The sequence below is a fragment of the Larkinella knui genome (assembly GCF_003858645.1).
Taxonomy (GTDB): Bacteria; Bacteroidota; Bacteroidia; order Cytophagales; family Spirosomataceae; genus Larkinella; species Larkinella knui.
In genome coordinates this window covers 117383-135761 of record NZ_RQJP01000003.1, presented here as the reverse complement: position 1 = coordinate 135761, position 18379 = coordinate 117383, and the positions used below count along the sequence as shown (strand labels likewise).

Below are 18379 nucleotides of genomic sequence, written 5' to 3'. Positions count from 1 at the left end.
TACAGAACTAAGCGTTAACAAGTAAACGTTGGTTGAAGCGCCACCGTAGGACGTATTTTGACAAAGATGAGAAAGTACACATACATATTGACTTGCCTAACCGCTTTGCTACTGGTCTGGGTGGTGGTAGCTTGTGAGAAAGGCGATATCGACCGAACTTTTGAGGGGCCTTATTTTGTGCGGTTTACGGACACGACGCTGACGTACAAAGAAAGTTACAACCAGCCGATTACCATTCGGGTTCATAACGCCGGACCCCAAATAGACCAGCCGGTTACCATCAATTATACCGTTAGTGGTACGGCCCGCGAAGGCAAGGATTATGTCTTTCAAACCACCAAAGGGACGGTTACAATTCCCGCTAAACAGAGTTTTGGCGAAATTAAACTGAAGCTGATTAATAACGCCAATAACATTCTGGAATCGCAGACGGTAGTTCTGACCTTAACCGGAGTAACGCCTAATTCGTTGCAGGTTGGTCTCGGAAAAGAAGGCATTATTGGAAAAACGATGACCTTTACCATTCAGGATGACTGTCTGTTTAGCGGCAGTTATACCGGTGCTCGCCAGAATGGAGCCTATGTAAATCTTTTACAGATTACACCGGCAACGGCTTCCAGAGCCAACATTGATATCTCCAGCCTTGATTGTAAAACGTATACAATTGCCAACTGGAATATCGGTCTGGAAGATATTTTTGGGTTTACGGCGAGCAAACCAACGTTTACTTTTGTCGACAACCTGGATAATTCGCTAACCATTCTGCCCCAGTCGAGTGCCGAACTCGGTGGAGATACGCTCTCCGGTTCCGGTTCCTGGAATCCGCAAAACCGCCAGATTTCGCTCAATCTGCGCTGGAAAGCGCTTTTCAGAACACAGGCTGGTAAAGACACCACCATCTTGGTTACATTCCCATTTACCTTTACTCCCCAATAAGTCTTATGAAAGCATTCTCCCGATTTCTGGTTTTAGCAATGGGTTTGATGGGGCTTTTCTCGGGCTGCTCTGAAAAACTGGAACCCAAACCAACAACTTATAGCCAGTTGCTCACCGGAATTGATAAGAAAGCCTGGCGGTTGGTGTCATTTCAGGTAATTGACCTGGGACAAAAGTCAGGGGTCATACCGATTCAAAACTCAATCGATCCCTGTAGAGCAGATGATCAATACGTTTTTTATGCCGGTGAAGGACGTAAATTCGAATATAACAACGGTGCTACCAAGTGTGCTAATTCGGAAACCGATCCGCTGATTGAAGACAGCTGGTCGCTGATCAATTCCAACGCTACGCTCGAGTTTGTCATTCCGGTTTATGAATTGGCTGTATTGCCTTACACGATCAAAAGTCTAACAGAAAACACCATGACGGTCGAACTTTATTACGATAAGGTTTATACGGACCCGATCGATGTCAGCTACCGGTTTACCTTTAATTCAAACACTAAATGAAGGAAGGATTACGGGCCGCAACCATGGATTTTTCGGAATCGTCTGAGGACCAGTTGATGAATGCGTGATTCGTACTCTCCAGTTCTTATTATTCTTTATGCGTCAACGGTTACTTCTTTCTGTCTCGTTATTGTTTCTGACCTTTAGCCGGGGGGTATCTCAGCAAATCGCCGACTGGCAAAAAATAGCGGATCGGCCAAGCGCCGAAAAATGCGCCACCATGCAAATGGACAGTGCTCTTCGAGCCCGTTATCCGGAACTGGGGTCGTTGAATGAATTTGAGAAATCGATTCAGGAACAGATTGTACGCCTTAAGAAACTGCAAAGCACGGGACGTTTAGCCGCTACGTTGCTGACAATTCCGATTGTCGTGCACGTCGTACACAATGGGGAAGCCGTCGGAACGGGCCGCAACATCAGTGCCGCACAGGTGCAATCGCAGCTTGAAACACTCAATGAAGATTTTCGCCGGAAAGCCGGAACACGAGGCTTTAATAACAACCCTGTCGGGGCCGATATTGAAATTGAATTCTGTCTGGCGGCTGTCAATCCGCAGGGTGGGACGCTAGCCGAGCGCGGAATCGATCGGATTAATGGTAACCGGGCCAACTGGTCGCGCAGCGATGTCGACGGTGTACTCAAGCCCAGTTCATTCTGGGATCCGGAAAAATACTTCAACATTTGGGTGGTGGATTTGAATGAACCGGTCGGGGGCGGAATTGTGGTTGCCTATGCGCAGTTCCCGAGCAGCTCCAATCTGCCCGGTATTCCTTCGGCCGGCCCGGCCAGTACGGACGGAGTGGTGGTGAATTACTGGGCTTTCGGCAATGCAGAAAAAGGAAACTTCCCGGTTTTGCGGGCTCCCAATAACTTAGGCCGTACGTTGACTCACGAAACCGGCCACTGGCTAGGATTGCGCCATATCTGGGGTGATGCGACGTGTGGGGATGATTTTTGCGGTGATACTCCTCCGCAGGCATCCGAAAGCCGGGGCTGTCAAAAAGGACGGGTGAGCTGCGGGACTACCAACATGGTGGAAAACTACATGGATTATTCCGACGATGCCTGTTTCAATATTTTTACGCAGGATCAGAAAACCCGCATCCGCGCAGTGATGGAATTGAGTCCACGCCGGGCTAACCTTGTTAGAAATAACCTTTGTGGTACGAACGTAGCCGGTAAGCCGGTTGCAAACTTCCGGTCCGATCGCCAGCGCGTTCTATTGGGGTCCACCGTGCGGTTTACGGACCTTTCATCGAACTTCCCAACACGCTGGGAGTGGACCTTCGAAGGTGGAACGCCGGCTACATCTTCCGAACAAAACCCCACGGTAACCTACAGCCAGCCGGGTAAATTCAAAGTGACCCTCACTGCCGCCAATCCTGCCGGGACTTCGGAACCAGTGGTTCGGGAACAATACATTGAAGTGTTGAATAGCGGTTTGTGTAGTGATCAGACCAATTTCAATGGCACCCGGACCGTTTTGCCGCAACCCGGTGGGAAAGGCTATGTAGCCGGGCATAACAGCCTTCGGACAAAGGCGATATCGGAATTGTTCGATAATGAACTGGGTTATACTAACTTAAGTGGCGCAATCCTGCGGTTTGGGGTCGCAAAAGCCGCTAAAGGAGCGGAAACGGAATCCATTGTAACCATTACAGTCTGGAACGCCCGGGGCTTTCAGAATGGGCCAGGCGCGGTGCTCGAATCGAAAGAAGTGCCGCTGAGGACGATTCTGGACGATGTGGCCAATAACCGTTCGACCAGCATCACTTTCGACCGGAATGTGCCCCTGAGTGGCCTGGGCTATCATGTCGGCGTCGAACTTACTTATGCCGCCGGAGATACGGTTGCTTTGGTGACCACTAAAAATGGTGAATCGGTGTTTGCCACGGCTTGGAAACAGAATTCGCGGGGGGACTGGGCTCGGTACGCGGATAGCCTGGGACTTAACGTGGCCCATGACATTACGGCGCGGGTGGGTTTGAAGCCTTCCGTTCAGGTGACCACATCCGCGCAGTTTGTGGGTCCGGGAGAAGCCGTGACGCTCAACGCCCGCGGAGCCAGTATTTTCAGTTGGGCAGGTCCGAACCTGAGCAGTACGCTGGGCGCGCAGGTCATTGCCCGTCCCACGCAAACGACTTCGTATACCGTAACCGGCTCGGGTCTGGACTTGTGCAATACAACCGCCACCGCCCGGATCTTCGTGCGGCCTGGTACGGTCACCGGAGTTCCAACTACTTTACCGGATCAGGTGTTGACGGTATCACCCAACCCCAGCGACGGATTGACCACGCTTACCTTCCGAAATACGTTGCGGGGGCTCACCACGCTGTCGGTTCGGAACGTGGCCGGAATGGAGGTGCTCAAACAGCAATTCCAGAAAACCGACGACGGGTTTGAACGAAGCCTGGATCTGCGAACCCTGCCGAGCGGGCTGTATGTGGTCGAGGTAAAGATCGGGGCACAGGTGGTCAGAAAAAAGGTAGTGAAGTATTAGAAAATCCCCGGTTAGCGGCTGAATGCCGCTAACCGGGGTCCTCTGGTTGGTATTCATTCCCTGCTATTCCGTTACCTGGCGAATGACGCGGAGCCAGTTTAGGCCAAGGATTTTTCGGATTCGCTGATCACTGTACCCCAGTTTTTGCATAGCCAGGGTGATCTGTGGATAGTCACTGATGTCCTTGATTTCGCGGGGTAGTTCTGGACCGCCATCTAAATCAGAGCCCAGAGCGATGTGGTCCTCGCCCACCAGTTTCACCCCGTAGTCGATCACCTTCGCCAGCTGATCGACATGCATCCAGTATTGATCCGGGATGGTTTCGTTGAAGGTAAATGGAAGCTCCCTTGCAAATTCCTTGTCTATGTCTTCGATGGTTTTGGTCGTAACCTGAGACATCAGGATCCGCGGTGTTTTAGGCTGAGGATTCGGCTGCACCTTGATCGGATTGTTCGGTTTCTGCCACGCCCAATAGGCCGGATTGTTGAAAAGGCTCCCGAAATGAACACCGATAACGCCCCCTTTTGCCGCAATGGCTTTGGCTGCTTCATCAGAAATACAGCGGGGATGATCAACGATCTTGAAAAAGCCGCCGTGACTATAAATTACCGGGTGACGGCTGGCGGCTGCCGACTGAATAATAGCGTCGTTGGAGGCATGCGCTACATTGATGACCATGCCGAGCCGGTTCATTTCTTTGATCACCGCTTTTCCGTGATCGTTAATGCCACCCCACGTATAAACATCGTTGCAGGCATCGATAAAAGCGTTGGTCGTACTGTGAGCGGTCAGCTGCATCGAGCGCAGGCCCAGCTTGTAAAGGGCGCGCAGCAGGTCAAGATCGCCGTAAAGGTCATAACCGCCTTCTAAATCGAGGAAAGCCGCCATCTTGCCTTTTTTATTGATCCGTTCAATGTCAGAAGCCGTGAGCGCCAGCTCGATTATGGCATGATTCTTCTTGATCTGGTCCAGCGCCAGGTTGACCACGCGGAATGTATTCTTGGTCTCGAACCGGCCGGGATAATAGTTTTCGGGCGTATAAACCGAGAAAAATATAGCGTCCAACCCGCCTTCTTTCGCCCTGGGCAGATCAACGGTTCCATCCGGATAGCGCTGGCCGATATCGGTTTTCAACACCAGTTCGCGGCTCATCACATGCGTATGCCCGTCCATGACAAACGCCTGGCGATGCAGGTCAGGCATCGGCTTGGGCCCGGGCGTCAAAACAGGCGTGGGTTCAGCGGCAGGATCGGATACCGGGGACTTTACTGGAAGAGCACTTCCGATGGCCGGAAGCAGGGTTAAGCTTTTAAGAACGTCTCTGCGTTTCATTCGTTGAAGGATAATGAAGTATTCGTTTACTGCGCCAAAGGTACGCCCAGGGTCTATTCGGCAAAACCCCGTTTATAAGGAACGTTCGGCGGCCGCTCGCCCTTGCTGAATTGTGGTCCCCGGGTCGAACGGTAGGCCATGTTCATGAAAGGCGTCTCGATCCGCCGTCCGACCGCCGAGTAACGACCGTTCTCCCAGTTTGATTCCATGTTGTAGGCCACAATTCCGGTGGACAGAAGCAGCCTCTCCGCATGGAAAGGTTCTTTCCGGGTCACCATCATCTCGGTAATCCAGTGGGGCTGGGAGTTGGAAGCATGGTACTGCGAGAAGGGGCCGGGCCAGTCAAGCATCGAGATGATCGCCGGGTCTTTTTGCCCGTCTATTTCGCCGGCATACGTCCAGCCCACACCCTGACCGGAATAGATGGCCGCCTTTGTCCCATCAGTATAGTCGACGATACATACATTCGGTTTGGCGATTTCCTCAAAGTGGCCCGGTTTCAGTTCAAACCGTGTTCGTACGGATTCGAGCAGGTTGCCGGCCCAGGGATTTCGCTCGGTCCATTTCCAGGTTTCAGGCCCCCGGATGCATTGCACCGCCTTAATACCGGTTTCGCCCCCTCTACGGCGTTCCACAAACGCTTGTAATACGTCGACGCAATGGAATAAGGCCCCCTCGTCAGACGCCCCGCCGACCACGACGGATGCCTTGATGGGCGTATCGACGGCGAGCTCTATTTCGGGCTTCCGGAAGTAGGTTGGTATGGAGGACCCGCCGGTTAAGGGAAAGTTCAGCTCACGCGATTTATCAAACATCCACTTGGCTTCGTCCCAACTAATGGAAAGGTGCTTGTCATTAAAAACCGGAACCGAGCGCTTGCTCTGCTCAAACACCCGGATAACCTGCTGGTAGAGCCACCAGCGGGGCAACATCCACTGCCCTTTGAGATTGGTGGGGTATTCCCCGTGTTCTCCGACGATGACCACGCCATCCACCGCAAGTTCTTTCCCTCCCAGGGTAACGGCTTCACCGACCGTTTTAAAGATCGGAATGTTTTTGGATTTGCATATTTTTTGCCCCAGTAAGCTCGTTTCAAACTGGTGGATATAGACCGATACCACGTCTACCCGCGAAGGCGTGTGGGCACCTTGCCACCAATAACCGTCCAGGAGCTTGGTGATAATCCAGTCCGCGTGGGATCTGGTAGCACCCCAATAGGTGACTATACAGGCAATTCGGGGCCTTTCCTGCGCAGCTTGCGGAACCGCACCGGTTGCAACGCCCGTCAAAGCCGCCAAACCAGCCATACCGGTTACTCCGAGCATTTCACGTCGGGTCAGGAGTGGGGTCAATTTCTTGGTTTGCGTGAATTGATTTGAAGTTGCCTCTCCGGTTGCTGATTCGGTCTGTTTCTTTAGCATATGGGTTAAGTCAGTAAGTAGGCATCGATAGGCAGTCTGGTTGTTTTCTAACTTCCAGTCATTTTCAGGGATTATTGACCCCGCTTCGTCCGGGCAGAAATTCTATTACCAACGGGTGGATCAAGGATTATTTTCTGCCTTCAGCTAACACGAGCAAGCACGGGTTTTAGGGTTGATGGTTCACCGGTCACGGAATCCGCGGAGACGCCCGGCGGTAGTCTGGTGGTAGTGATTTTCCCACCGGCCTAATTCCCGCTTTTCTACGGTGGCACCCGGGGTGTAAAAGCGAGGTGGCCCGTGCCATAGCCTCAGAAATGCCACGGCCGATCTCATTGATAAAAGTTCCAGCTTCCAGTTCGTTGAGGATCGAAATCGAGGTCCTGAGCCACCGCACCGGGTTTGAGTAAATCTCGTCTTTTTCTGTCAAATACAAAAGATATTGAAAAAAAATTGGATCGGACCCCAAAATGGCGCTTCACCAACAATTCATGGCTTTTTGACTTTACTCATTGGCAAGGTATACAACGTGTTTCTTTAGGGGTCAAAATGTCTGTTCAAAAATGGGGTTGTCCGAAACAGGTTGGCCTCATGTGTGTAAGGCGACTTCCGCGTAATACACTTTACAAACGTTTGGAACCCCAAAAGTGCTCCTCTGTCCTCCCCAGTTGACCGGTACGACTGAAATCAGATATAACCATCATCTTGTAGTTGGGTGTAGGCTGGATGAAACCGCGGTGAACCGCCAACTTCGGGGAGGATAAGGAACGGGATGAACCCGATCCCTGTTCGTAGGCCCTTTCCCTGCACAAATGAGTGCCTTCGCTGAAGAATTCTTTTGATGTCAGCATAACCTGGTGAACTTGGCTTTCCAATAAAATCTAACGATTTATTACCTCCGTTTGCGAATGGCTTCGTTCACTTTACTGGTTAATAACCAATCCTATTCCGTTGAGACAGACGCGAATACGCCCCTGCTATGGGTCCTGCGGGATGAGCTCGGACTGACCGGCACTAAATACGGCTGTGGAAAAGGCTTGTGTGGTGCCTGCACCGTCCACCAGAATGGCCAACCGATCCGGTCCTGCCTGACTCCGGTTTCGACCGTTGGGAAATCGAAAATTACGACCATTGAAGGGCTTTCGGCCACGGGGACTCACCCGGTTCAGCAAGCCTGGATAGATATAGATGTGCCCCAATGCGGCTACTGCCAGAGTGGACAAATTATGGCGGCAGCTGGACTGCTGGCTAAAAAGAAAAATCCGACGGATGACGATATCGATGCGGCTATGGCCGGAAATCTTTGTCGTTGTGGTACATATGTCCGGATTAGGAAGGCCATCAAACTGGCGGCTCAGAAAACCGGGAAAATATGAAATCGCGCCCTAAAGCTCACCCCAACGATGGCGCTTCCCATGCCTTGACGACCGGTCGGGCTGGTTCGATGAATCGGCGGAGGTTCCTGACCGTCAGTAGTCTGGCCGGTATTGGCTTGCTCATCGGTATTCCGTTCGCCAATGCGGGCGCAGTCGTTGATGAAAAGAATTTTGAACCGAATGTTTATTTAAAGTTTACCAATACCGGAAAAATTATCATTCTGGCTAAAAATCCGGAAATTGGCCAGGGCGTGATGACAGCATTACCCATGCTGATTGCCGAAGAACTGGACGTAGACTGGTCGCAAATCGACGTTCAGCAAGCGGTTCTGGATAGCCGGTTTGGCGAGCAGGTTGCCGCGGGCAGCGGGGCGATTAAAACAAATTATGAATTGCTCCGAAAAGCGGGTGCCGTAGCCCGGGAAATATTCCTGGAAGCGGCTTCTAAACGGTGGAGTGTTCCGCTGAGCGATTGTTTTACCCGGAAAGGAGCCGTGTACCGACGAGGAACGACGCAGGCCTACACGTATGCGGAACTGGTCGATGATACCATCTCCCAGGTGATTACGCCGGAGTTTCCGCGTTTGAAAGACCCGAAAGATTTTCGCTTGATTGGGACGGCCGTTTCCGGGGTTGAAAACCGCAAAATTGTAACGGGAGCGGCCGTTTTTGGCCTGGATAGCCGGCCGAAAGGCGCGCTGGTTGCGGTCATTGCGCGGTGTCCGGTTTTTCAGGGGAAAGTAAAACGGTTTGACGCCACCGCTGCGCTCCGGATCGACGGTGTCATTCAGGTTGTGCAGCTACCGGCGGTAGCGTCCCAGCCTGCCCTTCAGGGGGTCGCCGTTATCGCCAGAACGACCTGGGCCGCCCTGAAAGGCCGGGAAGCATTGTCTGTTGAATGGGACTTTCAGGGTGGCGAACAGGAATCGGACCAGACCATTCGGCAAAAAGCGAATGACCTCCTCCATACGGTTTCCGGTGCGCCGATACGCAACGAAGGCGATGTCGATCAGGCCTTTACGGCTTGTGTTGGCCTTCATGAGGCCGTTTATGAGGTTCCCTATTGGGCCCATGCCACGATGGAACCCATGAATTACTGCGCCGATGTACGGTCCGATCGGGCCGACCTGGCTGGCCCCACGCAAGTTCCCAAAGCGGTGCAGGAGCGGGCCGTGGAAATGACCGGCCTTCCGGCGGAAAAAATAGCCGTCCAGATGAGCCGGGCCGGCGGGGGCTTTGGTCGGCGGCTGGAGGCCGATTATGCGGTTGAAGCGATTGCTCTGTCCAGGCAGGTGGGCAAACCGGTGCAGGTAATCTGGACCCGCGAAGATGATTTCCAGCACGATTTCTATAACCTATACGGCCAATGCCGGCTGAAAGCCGGTTTTGATGCCACGAACCGGCTGGTGGCCTGGCATTCCAAAACCGCCGGGTATTTCTGGCCGGATAGTTTTCCGGCGGGCCTGATCGCCAACTTTCGCGCCGAAACGGTTTGGGTAAACACCAAAATCCCCAACGGTGCCTGGCGCGGGCCGGGCCATAACGTGACGGCTTTTTACCTGCAATCGTTTCTGGATGAGCTGGCTACAGTGGCCCACAAAAATCCGGTTGACTTGCAGCTTGACTTGTTGGGGAATACGGATCGGTTGTTTGCCCAGAATACCTACGGGAATAAGGTGTTCAGCACCGCCCGGATGCGGGCCGTTATTGAACTCGTTGCCCAAAAATCCGGCTGGTACCAACCCTCTCCTCAAGGCCATTATCGCGGTTTTGCCTCTCATTACACGTTCGGAACCTATTGCGCCGAAGTGGTGACGATTACCCGGCCAACGCCCACTACCTATCAAATCCTGAAGGTCGTTGCTGCGGTCGATTGTGGACGGGTTATCAATCACAGTGGAGCTACGGCCCAGATTGAAGGCGGTATTCTGGATGGTTTTAGCACCGCGATGAATGGCGCCATTCACGTGGAGAACGGCCGGGTGCGGGAAAGCAATTTTGACGAATACCGCCTGATGCGCATTAATGACGCTCCGGCCCACATCGACGTTCACTTTGTTCCGAGCGATGCGCATCCGATGGGGCTGGGCGAAATGGGACTACCACCCGCCATCCCGGCCCTTTGCAACGCCCTGTTTGCCGCTACCGGGAAGCGGATTCGACGGTTGCCGATTGATTTAAACCAGGCATGAACCATGAATAGCATTCATAAACTAACCAATCGCCGGGTCTTCGTCAAACAAACCCTATCCTCGGGGGTGGCCCTTATGCTCGGTTTTTCGCTGTTGGGCACCGCCCAGAAAAGGGCAAAAGAACCCGGTAAAAGGCCACGCTTGGTCAATGGGGATTCCACCGAGCTGACGGTTTTTATCCGCATTGACCAAACCGGAAAAATCATGTTGATCAATCCGCATCCGGAAATGGGCCAGGGTACCTATCAGGCGATTGCCCTGCTACTAGCCGAAGAGCTGGAGGTGCGACTCGATCAGGTAACAATTCGGTTTTCGGATGGTAGCCAGCAATACGGTTCCCAATTGTCGGGCGGCAGCAGCAGCGTCAGTTCGGCCTGGGAGCCAATGCGGAAAGCCGGAGCAGCCGCCAAAGAGATGCTGTTGACGGTGGCCGCCCAACGCTGGCAAGTGCCCCTGACGGATTGCGATGCCCGGGAAGGGACCGTTCGTTGCCGAACAAAACCGGGGTTGCGACCTTTCACCTACGGTGAATTGGTGAAGGATGCGGCCAAACTGGAAATCCCGACGAACCCAAAGCTGAAAAAAAAAGAGGATTTTACCCTGATCGGGAAAGCAACTCACCGACCCGACGTTCGGCCCAAAGTGACGGGAAAAGCTATTTTTGGCATCGACGCCACCGTGCCGGGAATGTTATACACTGCCATTGAACACGCGCCAACCATTTATGGCACCGTCGAAAGCCTGGATGCGACCAACGCGTTGCGGATCAAGGGAGTCCGCCATGTAGTGATTGCGGAGCGGCCCCTGCTCCACGCCCGCCCGGCTGCGGTTGCGGTGCTGGCTGATTCGTATGCTACCGCCCTGCAGGGACGCAAAGCCCTGACCGTGACGTGGAAGGATGCGGATTCTTTCACCGAAAGCACCACCGACTATTTCAACGGTCTTTACGAGCTTTCAAAATCGGAGGGTGTGGTGTACAAACAGGAGGGTGATTTTGAGACGACGCTGGCAACGGCTCCGCGCCAGCTGGAAGCGCAGTATGAAACCCCTTTTCTGGCTCACGCACCGATGGAACCCGAAAATGCCGTGGCTCACGTTCAGGGCGATCGTTGTGACGTCTGGGCTCCCGTCCAGGCCGCGGATTGGGCCGTGAAAGAAATTGCTGCGTACCTGCAAATTCCTCCGGAAAACGTAAAAGTGAACGTCCTTTTTTCGGGTGGAGCTTTTGGCCGAAAAGCCTATTACGACTACCTGCTGGAAGCGGTTTGTCTGTCAAAACAGGTAAACGCGCCGGTCAAGGTAATCTGGACGCGGGAGGACGATCTGCAGCAGGGACCGTTTCGGCCCGGAGTAGTGAATACGTTGAAAGCCGGGTTGAATTTGGCCGGTGAGGTCATTGCCTTCCAACACAAAGTGGCCACGGCCTCCATTCGGCATCAATCCGGTTTTGAGGGCGGACTTCTGGAAACGCAGGCCGACGATTGGGCGCGGGGCGATGGGATATACCATTTCCCCCATTCGAAATATAGCTTTCAGTTGGCCAAATCCCGGATTCCGATTGTCTGGTGGCGGGCCGTTTATGGTTCCAACATCACTTTTGCGTATGAATCGTTTGTCGACGAACTGGCCGTGGCTGCCGGAAAAGATCCGTTGCTGTTCCGTGCGGGGCTCCTGGCGGATGATCAGCGCGCCCAGCAGGTGTTGACCTTACTGGCCGAAAAATCGGGCTGGCATAAACCGCTGCCACCGGGAAAAGGACGGGGAATGGCCATCACCCGGTTTGCCGATAGTTACTGCGCGCACGTCTGTGTGGTAGCCCGGAAAGCCGGTTCAATCACCATCGAAAGCGTATTTTCGGTCATCGATTGCGGGTTGGCGATCAACCCGGATAATGTCCGGGCGCAAACCGAAGGAAATATCATCATGGGACTGACCGCGGCTATCAAAAAAGGAATAACCCTACAGAAAGGCCGGGTAGAGCAAAGTAATTTTCATGATTATCCGGTCTTGCGCATCGCTGAAATACCCGCAATCGAGGTGTTTGTGATCGGCACGACCGGCCAGCCAACGGGCGTGGGCGAAACCGCCCTGCCACCCATTGCACCCGCGTTAACCAACGCGGTGTTCAACCTGACCGGCCGGCGCATCCGGAAACTGCCATTTGCGCTCGACGAGGTGCTTAAAGCTTAATGCAACGCCTATTTTTGAGTGGTCAGCCACACCGGCCATAACCAACCGGATCGACGATTTTACCGCAATAACCGGGCTTTCAGCCGGGCTAAACCCGCCCGACTGACCGGAAAGCACGCGCCGGAAAACGTGGCGGCCTGGTCCGACGTAAACGACTGGATCAGCCGGATGGGCACGATCGCCGTCCGGTGTATGCGCACAAACTCCGATGGATTCAACTGTTTCTCCAACTCGTTCATCGACTGGCGAAGCAGGTATTTCTGCGAACCCGCGACAACGCAGGTGTAGTAATCGTAGGACGTGATGGACTCGATCTGACAAACCGGAATCTGTTCGGTACCGCGTTTGGTTTTGGCGACGAGCGTCGTCAGAAACGTTTCCGACTTTTCCCGCAAAGCTTGCAAGCCTTGCACATATTGGCGGGCCCGGTTTAGCGTGGTCCGCAAATCGTCGTCGGAGAAGGGCTTGAGCAGGTAATCGAATGCCTTCACCCGAAAGGCTTGCAGGGAATACATTTCGTGGGCCGTGACGAAAATAACGACGGGCTGGTGGACCTCGACGAGTTCCCGCAGGACCTCAAATCCGTTCAGCTGGGGCATTTGTACGTCTAGAAACAACAGGTCGGGTCTGAATAGTCGTAGCTGGTCAACGGCCTCATTTCCAGTGGCAAAAGAACCGTGCACTTCGACATCCGGCTCCTGGCCAACCAACCAGCAAAGCCCCTCGCGGGCCAGCGGTTCATCGTCAATGATGCACACTTTCAAAGGCTTCCGGCTGTTCATGTTCTTTTACGGTTTGAAAGGGAATCGTCAAATGGAGAACCGTACCTTTACCGGGTTCGCTTTCAACCCGGAAGGTGGCCGTTTCGCCGTAAATTTTAGCGAGTCGCTGTCGGGTGTTCGTCAGGCCAATGCCCGCTTTGATCGTCGTTGGATCAAAACCGATGCCGTCATCCTGCACCGTCATCAGGAGCTGGTCGGCCTGCCGGGAAATCCGAAGGTCAAGATGACACGTGGTCATCGGTTGGTTAAAACCGTGCCGAATCGCGTTTTCGACCAGCGGCTGCAACAGCAAATCGGGCACCAGGGCGTCCTCCAGATTCTTCTCCACATCCACCGAATAGGTAAACCGGTGTTGAAACCGGATGCGTTCGATAGCGAGATAGCGCTGCACATTGGTCAGTTCATGAACCAGCGGAACCAGTTGGGTCGAACGGGTTTTGAGATACTCCCGCAGCAAATGACCGAGCGACGCCAGGGTTTGCGTGGCCTGCTCCGGTTGTTTCACCCGAATCAGCATGCTGACGGTATTGAGGGCGTTGAACAGAAAGTGCGGATTGAGCTGCATTTTCAGAATGTGCAGTTCGGCTTCCGTCAACTGCTTTTCGAGCAGCAGGGCTTGGGTCCGCTCCTCGTGAAACTGCCGATACCACCGTAACCCATTCAGTACCAGCAGGATCGTTCCGTACAGAACGTACTGAAAAAAGAACCAGGCACGCGAATAAGCAGTCAGGCTGTGCCGCCAGCTTTCGGAGTTGCAGCAGGCCACCAAAAGCCACCGGGATGTCCCCAAGGCCAGAATGTGCAGGGAAGCAATGGCCGTAGCCGTCAGGCCGTGGATGGCCATTAACCTCGGAACCGGCGTTTGTACCAACGGAAACCGTTCATCGAGCCGCCGAATCAGCAGGCCGTAGACGCTCCAGAGCAAAAAGTTAGGAACCTGACTGAAGAGGCTTTCCCAAAAACCGCAGTTGATCCCGTCCAGCGAATACAGCAGGTATTGCTGAAAACCGTAGAGCAGGCTGAGAAAAAACCAGCCGGTCAGAATCCGGACGAATGCATACCGGCCCGCTAACATGCTATTATAAAGTGTTTTGACCCGCAAAATAACGATAAAAACAAACAAAAATAGACTGTTCCCTGCTACCCGGAAACGGTTTGCAGGGAACAGCCCGTTATTTGCAGCGAAGGGAGGTTGTCCGGATAACGTCGCTTTCCGGAATTTCACCCCTTGGCGGGGACCGGTGCTCAAAATCGGCTTCCTCAACCGAATGCCCGCTTAACACTTCCTGTGTATAAACTGTATTCCAGAACACGACTGCGTTGAATCCTGCTAACTATCAGAATAACTCCTAACTAATATCAAGGCAATTGATTCGCGAAACCTCCATTTTTACCCAATAAAAAGAAAAATTAAATCTTTGTTTTTAAGATAATGGCAAACATCAGTTGGATTAAACTCAAAGATTCACACCTAAAACCGCTTCAGACCCGGTCTGAGGTCTTGTTGATCTTCATGCCGCCCGAGCAAATTGAACGGTCACAACGGGCAGAGGTGCGATCACTGGCCGATTCGTTGCAGCAGCATATGGGGGATCAGGTGCGGATTCTAAAGATCGAGGAATCCACTCAGGCGGACGTTTTTCGGAGCTTTGACATTACTCAAACACCCGCTTTCATCCTGATTCGGCAGGGAATCGAACTCTGGCGGCACGTCGGCATGGTGGATAAAGACCTGCTGACGAGTCAGTCTGAACGGTTAATAACGGATTGATCGAAAAGCGGAACGATGTCAAAGGTACTCACTTTTATCGCCGGTCTCCTGCTGGCGATAATTGCCAAGGCTCAGCCTGTCGCGGGTGATTCAGCAACCAGTAAACGAGAACGGGATTATTTGTTTCGGCACGAACTTACCCATGCCAGGGTATTAAGTGCCTGGGCCGCCACCAATCTGGTGGTGGGCGGTACGGCCATGTTTTTTAGTCAGGGAGAAGCCCACCAGTTTCACCACATGAATGCGGCCTGGGGCAGCATTAACCTGCTCGTCGGCGGTTCTATGTGGTATAAAGTCCGTCATCCAAAACTGCCCTTCTCATCGCAATCAGTCGCTCAAAAGAGTACCCAATTCAAGCGCCTGCTTCTCATTAATGTGGGCCTTGACCTGGCTTATCTGGCGACGGGTCTGCTGCTCCATCAGCAAGCCAGCGGAGAAAATCAAGCCGTTTTTCACGGATTTGGCAAATCCATTATGCTGCAAGGTGGCGCTTTGTTAACGCTTGATGTAACGTCTCTGCTGCTGCTCACGTCCCATCAAAAACGGTTTCGAAACCACCTGCTTCATTAACTTCCTGCCTTCATCATTGCCGTAATAGCTGATTACGATCAGGCTGTTTTCCAACCTCGATCATTGTTCATTGAAAGGGAAAATCCAATTTTTGGTGTATGAACTAAACCAGGTATACCACCATGAAAACCGCGTTGATTGCCCTCCTGCTGATGCCCCTTTTGGCCTTTGGACAGTCTGCAGAACAGCCATTGTTGGTAAAATCCGTCTGGCGGGCGGCTTTTCTGGAACCCGGTATTCTGAATGAAACGCGACTGGGAAATCGGGTTACACTCGTTTCGGAAGCACGGGTAACAACGTATACCAGAACTAAAGAAGTGGAAACGTCTCCCGACAAAACGACCTATTACGCTTCCAGTACGGCGAACCCCGATCTGTCGGTTGGCACCCGGTATTTCTATAACCTGGATCGACGCCTGGAAAAAGGGAAAAGCATCCGGTATAATTCCGGCAATTACCTCAGCGTTAAAACCCGCTACAAACTACCCGCCGTGGCCAAAAACGAATCGGAACACGTACCCATTGGTAACGGAAGTGGCTTTGGCGTCGAAGCGCTGTGGGGTTTTCAACGAACCTATCGCCGTAATTTTTACCTCAACCTGTCGCTGGGTAGCCGGATTTTTCGGGGAAACGTGGAAGGAGCGGGTGATTTCACCCTGGGATATACCTTTAGCACCGTTGGAGAACGGTAGTTTTAAAAACGAAATGACTCCACCCGATTGGCCCGGTCCGTCTTTCCTATGGCAGTGCGCATCCTCAAGACCGTGGGTCTGATCGGTCTTTTCGTCTACCTTTTTTACCTGATTGGTCTGAACCTGTTTTTCAAACGCTGGGGAACGACAGACCGGGAATGGAACGCCGTTTACCCCGGCGATTCGTTACTCCAGTCGCTAACGTATAGCAACATCCGTGCGATCACGATCCGGGCACCGGCTTCGGCCATTATGCCCTGGCTGAAGCAGCTGGGGATTCGAAAAGCCGGGCTCTACAGTTACGACGGACTGGAAAATCTACTGGGGTTAAACGTTCATAGTGCCGATCGGATATTGCCCCGGTATCAGCACATCCGGCTAGGCGATACCCTGTTACTGGGGCCAATGGGTGGTCCACGATTGGTGGCCATTCAGGAAAACCGGCATTTGCTTTTTTACACCGGAGCTAACCAGGAATTCCAGAATAGCTGGTTGTTTTATCTGGTTCCACAGCCCGATGGATCGACCCGGCTGTTGACCGTATACCGCATGTATTACCCGCCAACAGTTGCCAACTTTGTGATCTGGCGAATGGTCACCGAACCCGCTCATTTTATCATGGAGTGGAAAATGCTGCGCGGTATTCGGGACCGGGCCGAGAAAAACCACCGAACCCGTTCATGAACCAGCCGGATTCCTTACTTGAAGCGACTGTTCGTTGAGCGGGGCACTTGCCATGGGCTGGGAAGCCGGTATTGGTCTGGCGGTAATCCGGACCCGGTCACTCCGGTCGTTATAGTTTATTTCCGTTATCGTTACCGTATACCAGGTGAAATCACCGGTTTTCAATTGCCAGGTTACCGCTGCCTGCACGGGAATCCGAATACCGGCCAATGCCTGGTGGTTACTGAGGGTAATCGACCAGGTTTCCTGCCGGTAGGTTCCCTCAAATTCGCCGTAGCGCTGAGCGACGTAACGAATCACATCGCCATCAGGCGTGAATGTAAAAACACCGGATGCGATCGTTTTTCCGTAACTCATGGTTGCCCGGGCGGTGGTTGCCCCAAGTTGTTCCCAGTGGATGTAGGGGCTGAGAGCCGCCGTTGGAAACCAGACCATTTCGCCCAAATACCGCAGCATCGTTCCCTGATCGATTTCGTTTCCGCTCGTATTAGCGATGGGCCAGAAAGACATTGCCTTGATCAGCATATGGCCGTGCCCCTGTTCATACTTATCCCGACCGGCCAGATAGACCAGCGGAGCGGCTTTGATTCGGGCGTGCCAGATAAAACCGGGCTGATTCGTGGTAAAATACTGCTGGGCTTCAACGGGCATCCAACCGCCGTTCACTTTCGTGCGCATCTGGCCTTGTTGCGTCAGATGAGCGGTTTGAATGCGTTCTTTCCCAATGACCTGCGCATGCGTAAGCCATTTTTGAACAATTGACGGCATTTCGGCTACTTGCCGAGCCGTAATGACCGACGGCTTTTCGTCACCGGCTTCGGCCATCAGGTTATGGATTTCGGCTTTTACGTTGGCGGTGAAATTCCAATCCGCATACGCCAGGAGGCTAATGGCCAAGATCAGGAGGTTAGCCAACGTGCCCGCTTTAGCGTCCTGCCAATAGAGCAGGATCAGGAGTTGGGAAACAAAGACCGCGCCGAAAGCGACCAGCCACCACCGGGCCATGCCGGCTAAAAATACACCAACGGCCGCCAGAAAGAGCAGACTCGTGAGCAACCAGAGAAGGCCGACGGCTTTCGTCTCCGTGGTTGATCGTGGAATGGTCGTTGTTGCCGTGATGAGATCCATTTTCGTCAAAAACCAGGCTCTGACAAAACCCATCAGGTGAATCAAGCCATGAAGTCCGAGAATACAGACGAACAGGAATCGAAGCGTAGCCATTGTGGTCTGATAAAATGGGTTGAAAATGAAGAACTTACTACTAATGTAGTATTGATCAGTCGTTTAACGGAATGACAATAATTGTCTAAAGGCATGATAGGTATCAACCTGATTCGCCATTTCCAGCACTACTTTTGGATGTTCAGACATACGGACCCAACGGTCTTATAACTCTTTTTTATGGAAGGCCAGGCTTTCTCCTC

15 protein-coding genes are annotated in these 18379 nt (G+C 52.9%); 10 read left to right on the top strand and 5 right to left on the bottom strand.

Annotated features, from left to right (window positions below):
* Positions 1 to 66 precede the first annotated feature (66 nt).
* The 3 genes from EHT87_RS14540 to EHT87_RS14530 all read left to right on the top strand — a co-directional run bounded on the left by EHT87_RS14540 (position 67) and on the right by EHT87_RS14530 (position 3948).
* Positions 67 to 936, top strand: coding sequence for a Calx-beta domain-containing protein (locus tag EHT87_RS14540; protein WP_124907384.1), 870 nt, complete (start codon positions 67 to 69; stop codon positions 934 to 936).
* A 5-nt stretch (positions 937 to 941) separates the two neighbouring features.
* Entirely contained in the window at positions 942 to 1448 is a 507-nt protein-coding gene (locus EHT87_RS14535; protein ID WP_124907383.1) for a hypothetical protein, read from the top strand.
* Between the two features lie 226 nt (positions 1449 to 1674).
* Positions 1675 to 3948 carry a M43 family zinc metalloprotease gene (locus tag EHT87_RS14530; protein WP_229321099.1) on the top strand — a complete coding sequence of 758 codons (2274 nt, stop codon included), beginning with the start codon at positions 1675 to 1677 and terminating at the stop codon, positions 3946 to 3948.
* Positions 3949 to 4011: 63 nt separating this feature from the next.
* Here the strand turns inward: EHT87_RS14530 and EHT87_RS14525 are convergent, their stop codons facing one another.
* Together EHT87_RS14525 and EHT87_RS14520 are read right to left on the bottom strand one after the other, a co-directional pair.
* Positions 4012 to 5151 (bottom strand): dipeptidase, encoded by a 1140-nt coding sequence (locus tag EHT87_RS14525; protein WP_229321097.1) that lies wholly within the window; start codon positions 5149 to 5151, stop codon positions 4012 to 4014.
* A gap of 182 nt (positions 5152 to 5333) precedes the next feature.
* On the bottom strand, positions 5334 to 6632 hold the full coding sequence (locus EHT87_RS14520; RefSeq protein ID WP_229321095.1) for a hypothetical protein: 1299 nt from the start codon (positions 6630 to 6632) through the stop codon (positions 5334 to 5336).
* A 974-nt stretch (positions 6633 to 7606) separates the two neighbouring features.
* Here EHT87_RS14520 and EHT87_RS14510 point away from each other — a divergent pair.
* The 3 genes from EHT87_RS14510 to EHT87_RS14500 are packed head-to-tail and all read left to right on the top strand — an operon-like array spanning position 7607 to position 12456.
* Positions 7607 to 8074: a (2Fe-2S)-binding protein gene (locus tag EHT87_RS14510; protein ID WP_124907380.1), complete on the top strand. Its 468-nt coding sequence runs from the start codon at positions 7607 to 7609 to the stop codon at positions 8072 to 8074.
* Positions 8071 to 10266: a xanthine dehydrogenase family protein molybdopterin-binding subunit gene (locus EHT87_RS14505; RefSeq protein WP_124907379.1), complete on the top strand. Its 2196-nt coding sequence runs from the start codon at positions 8071 to 8073 to the stop codon at positions 10264 to 10266. Before EHT87_RS14510 ends, EHT87_RS14505 begins: the two co-directional genes overlap by 4 nt.
* Before the next feature lie 3 nt (positions 10267 to 10269).
* Positions 10270 to 12456: a xanthine dehydrogenase family protein molybdopterin-binding subunit gene (locus tag EHT87_RS14500; protein WP_124907378.1), complete on the top strand. Its 2187-nt coding sequence runs from the start codon at positions 10270 to 10272 to the stop codon at positions 12454 to 12456.
* Positions 12457 to 12515: 59 nt separating this feature from the next.
* Here EHT87_RS14500 and EHT87_RS14495 read toward each other — a convergent pair whose 3' ends face one another.
* Entirely contained in the window at positions 12516 to 13238 is a 723-nt protein-coding gene (locus EHT87_RS14495; RefSeq protein WP_124907377.1) for a LytR/AlgR family response regulator transcription factor, read from the bottom strand.
* Entirely contained in the window at positions 13201 to 14361 is a 1161-nt protein-coding gene (locus tag EHT87_RS14490; RefSeq protein ID WP_221622023.1) for a sensor histidine kinase, read from the bottom strand. Before EHT87_RS14490 ends, EHT87_RS14495 begins: the two co-directional genes overlap by 38 nt.
* Positions 14362 to 14670: 309 nt before the next feature.
* Here EHT87_RS14490 and EHT87_RS14485 point away from each other — a divergent pair, with 309 nt between their 5' ends.
* From EHT87_RS14485 to EHT87_RS14470, 4 genes are all read left to right on the top strand, one after another.
* Positions 14671 to 15009 (top strand): thioredoxin family protein, encoded by a 339-nt coding sequence (locus tag EHT87_RS14485; RefSeq protein ID WP_124907375.1) that lies wholly within the window; start codon positions 14671 to 14673, stop codon positions 15007 to 15009.
* Between the two features lie 15 nt (positions 15010 to 15024).
* Positions 15025 to 15579, top strand: coding sequence for a DUF6992 family protein (locus tag EHT87_RS14480; protein WP_124907374.1), 555 nt, complete (start codon positions 15025 to 15027; stop codon positions 15577 to 15579).
* Positions 15580 to 15701: 122 nt separating this feature from the next.
* A complete protein-coding gene (locus EHT87_RS14475) occupies positions 15702 to 16271 on the top strand; it encodes a hypothetical protein (protein ID WP_124907373.1) in 570 nt (189 codons plus the stop codon).
* A gap of 48 nt (positions 16272 to 16319) precedes the next feature.
* Positions 16320 to 16955, top strand: coding sequence for a hypothetical protein (locus tag EHT87_RS14470; protein WP_124907372.1), 636 nt, complete (start codon positions 16320 to 16322; stop codon positions 16953 to 16955).
* On the opposite strand, the gene EHT87_RS14465 is transcribed toward EHT87_RS14470, so the two are convergent.
* The gene (locus tag EHT87_RS14465; protein WP_185716226.1) at positions 16950 to 18176 is read right to left on the bottom strand and encodes a DUF6544 family protein; all 1227 of its coding nucleotides are present in this window, start codon (positions 18174 to 18176) and stop codon (positions 16950 to 16952) included. The two genes, EHT87_RS14470 and EHT87_RS14465, sit on opposite strands and share 6 nt — an antisense overlap.
* Positions 18177 to 18379 lie beyond the last annotated feature (203 nt).

Bases quoted from the DNA above. Each gene is read 5' to 3' on its own strand.
- EHT87_RS14540 (WP_124907384.1), top strand. From the start codon at position 67: ATGAGAAAGTACACATACATATTGACTTGCCTAACCGCTTTGCTACTG.
- EHT87_RS14535 (WP_124907383.1), top strand. From the start codon at position 942: ATGAAAGCATTCTCCCGATTTCTGGTTTTAGCAATGGGTTTGATGGGG.
- EHT87_RS14530 (WP_229321099.1), top strand. From the start codon at position 1,675: ATGGACAGTGCTCTTCGAGCCCGTTATCCGGAACTGGGGTCGTTGAAT.
- EHT87_RS14525 (WP_229321097.1), bottom strand. From the start codon at position 5,151: ATGCCTGACCTGCATCGCCAGGCGTTTGTCATGGACGGGCATACGCAT.
- EHT87_RS14510 (WP_124907380.1), top strand. From the start codon at position 7,607: ATGGCTTCGTTCACTTTACTGGTTAATAACCAATCCTATTCCGTTGAG.
- EHT87_RS14505 (WP_124907379.1), top strand. From the start codon at position 8,071: ATGAAATCGCGCCCTAAAGCTCACCCCAACGATGGCGCTTCCCATGCC.
- EHT87_RS14500 (WP_124907378.1), top strand. From the start codon at position 10,270: ATGAATAGCATTCATAAACTAACCAATCGCCGGGTCTTCGTCAAACAA.
- EHT87_RS14495 (WP_124907377.1), bottom strand. From the start codon at position 13,238: ATGAACAGCCGGAAGCCTTTGAAAGTGTGCATCATTGACGATGAACCG.
- EHT87_RS14485 (WP_124907375.1), top strand. From the start codon at position 14,671: ATGGCAAACATCAGTTGGATTAAACTCAAAGATTCACACCTAAAACCG.
- EHT87_RS14480 (WP_124907374.1), top strand. From the start codon at position 15,025: ATGTCAAAGGTACTCACTTTTATCGCCGGTCTCCTGCTGGCGATAATT.
- EHT87_RS14475 (WP_124907373.1), top strand. From the start codon at position 15,702: ATGAAAACCGCGTTGATTGCCCTCCTGCTGATGCCCCTTTTGGCCTTT.
- EHT87_RS14470 (WP_124907372.1), top strand. From the start codon at position 16,320: ATGGCAGTGCGCATCCTCAAGACCGTGGGTCTGATCGGTCTTTTCGTC.
- EHT87_RS14465 (WP_185716226.1), bottom strand. From the start codon at position 18,176: ATGGCTACGCTTCGATTCCTGTTCGTCTGTATTCTCGGACTTCATGGC.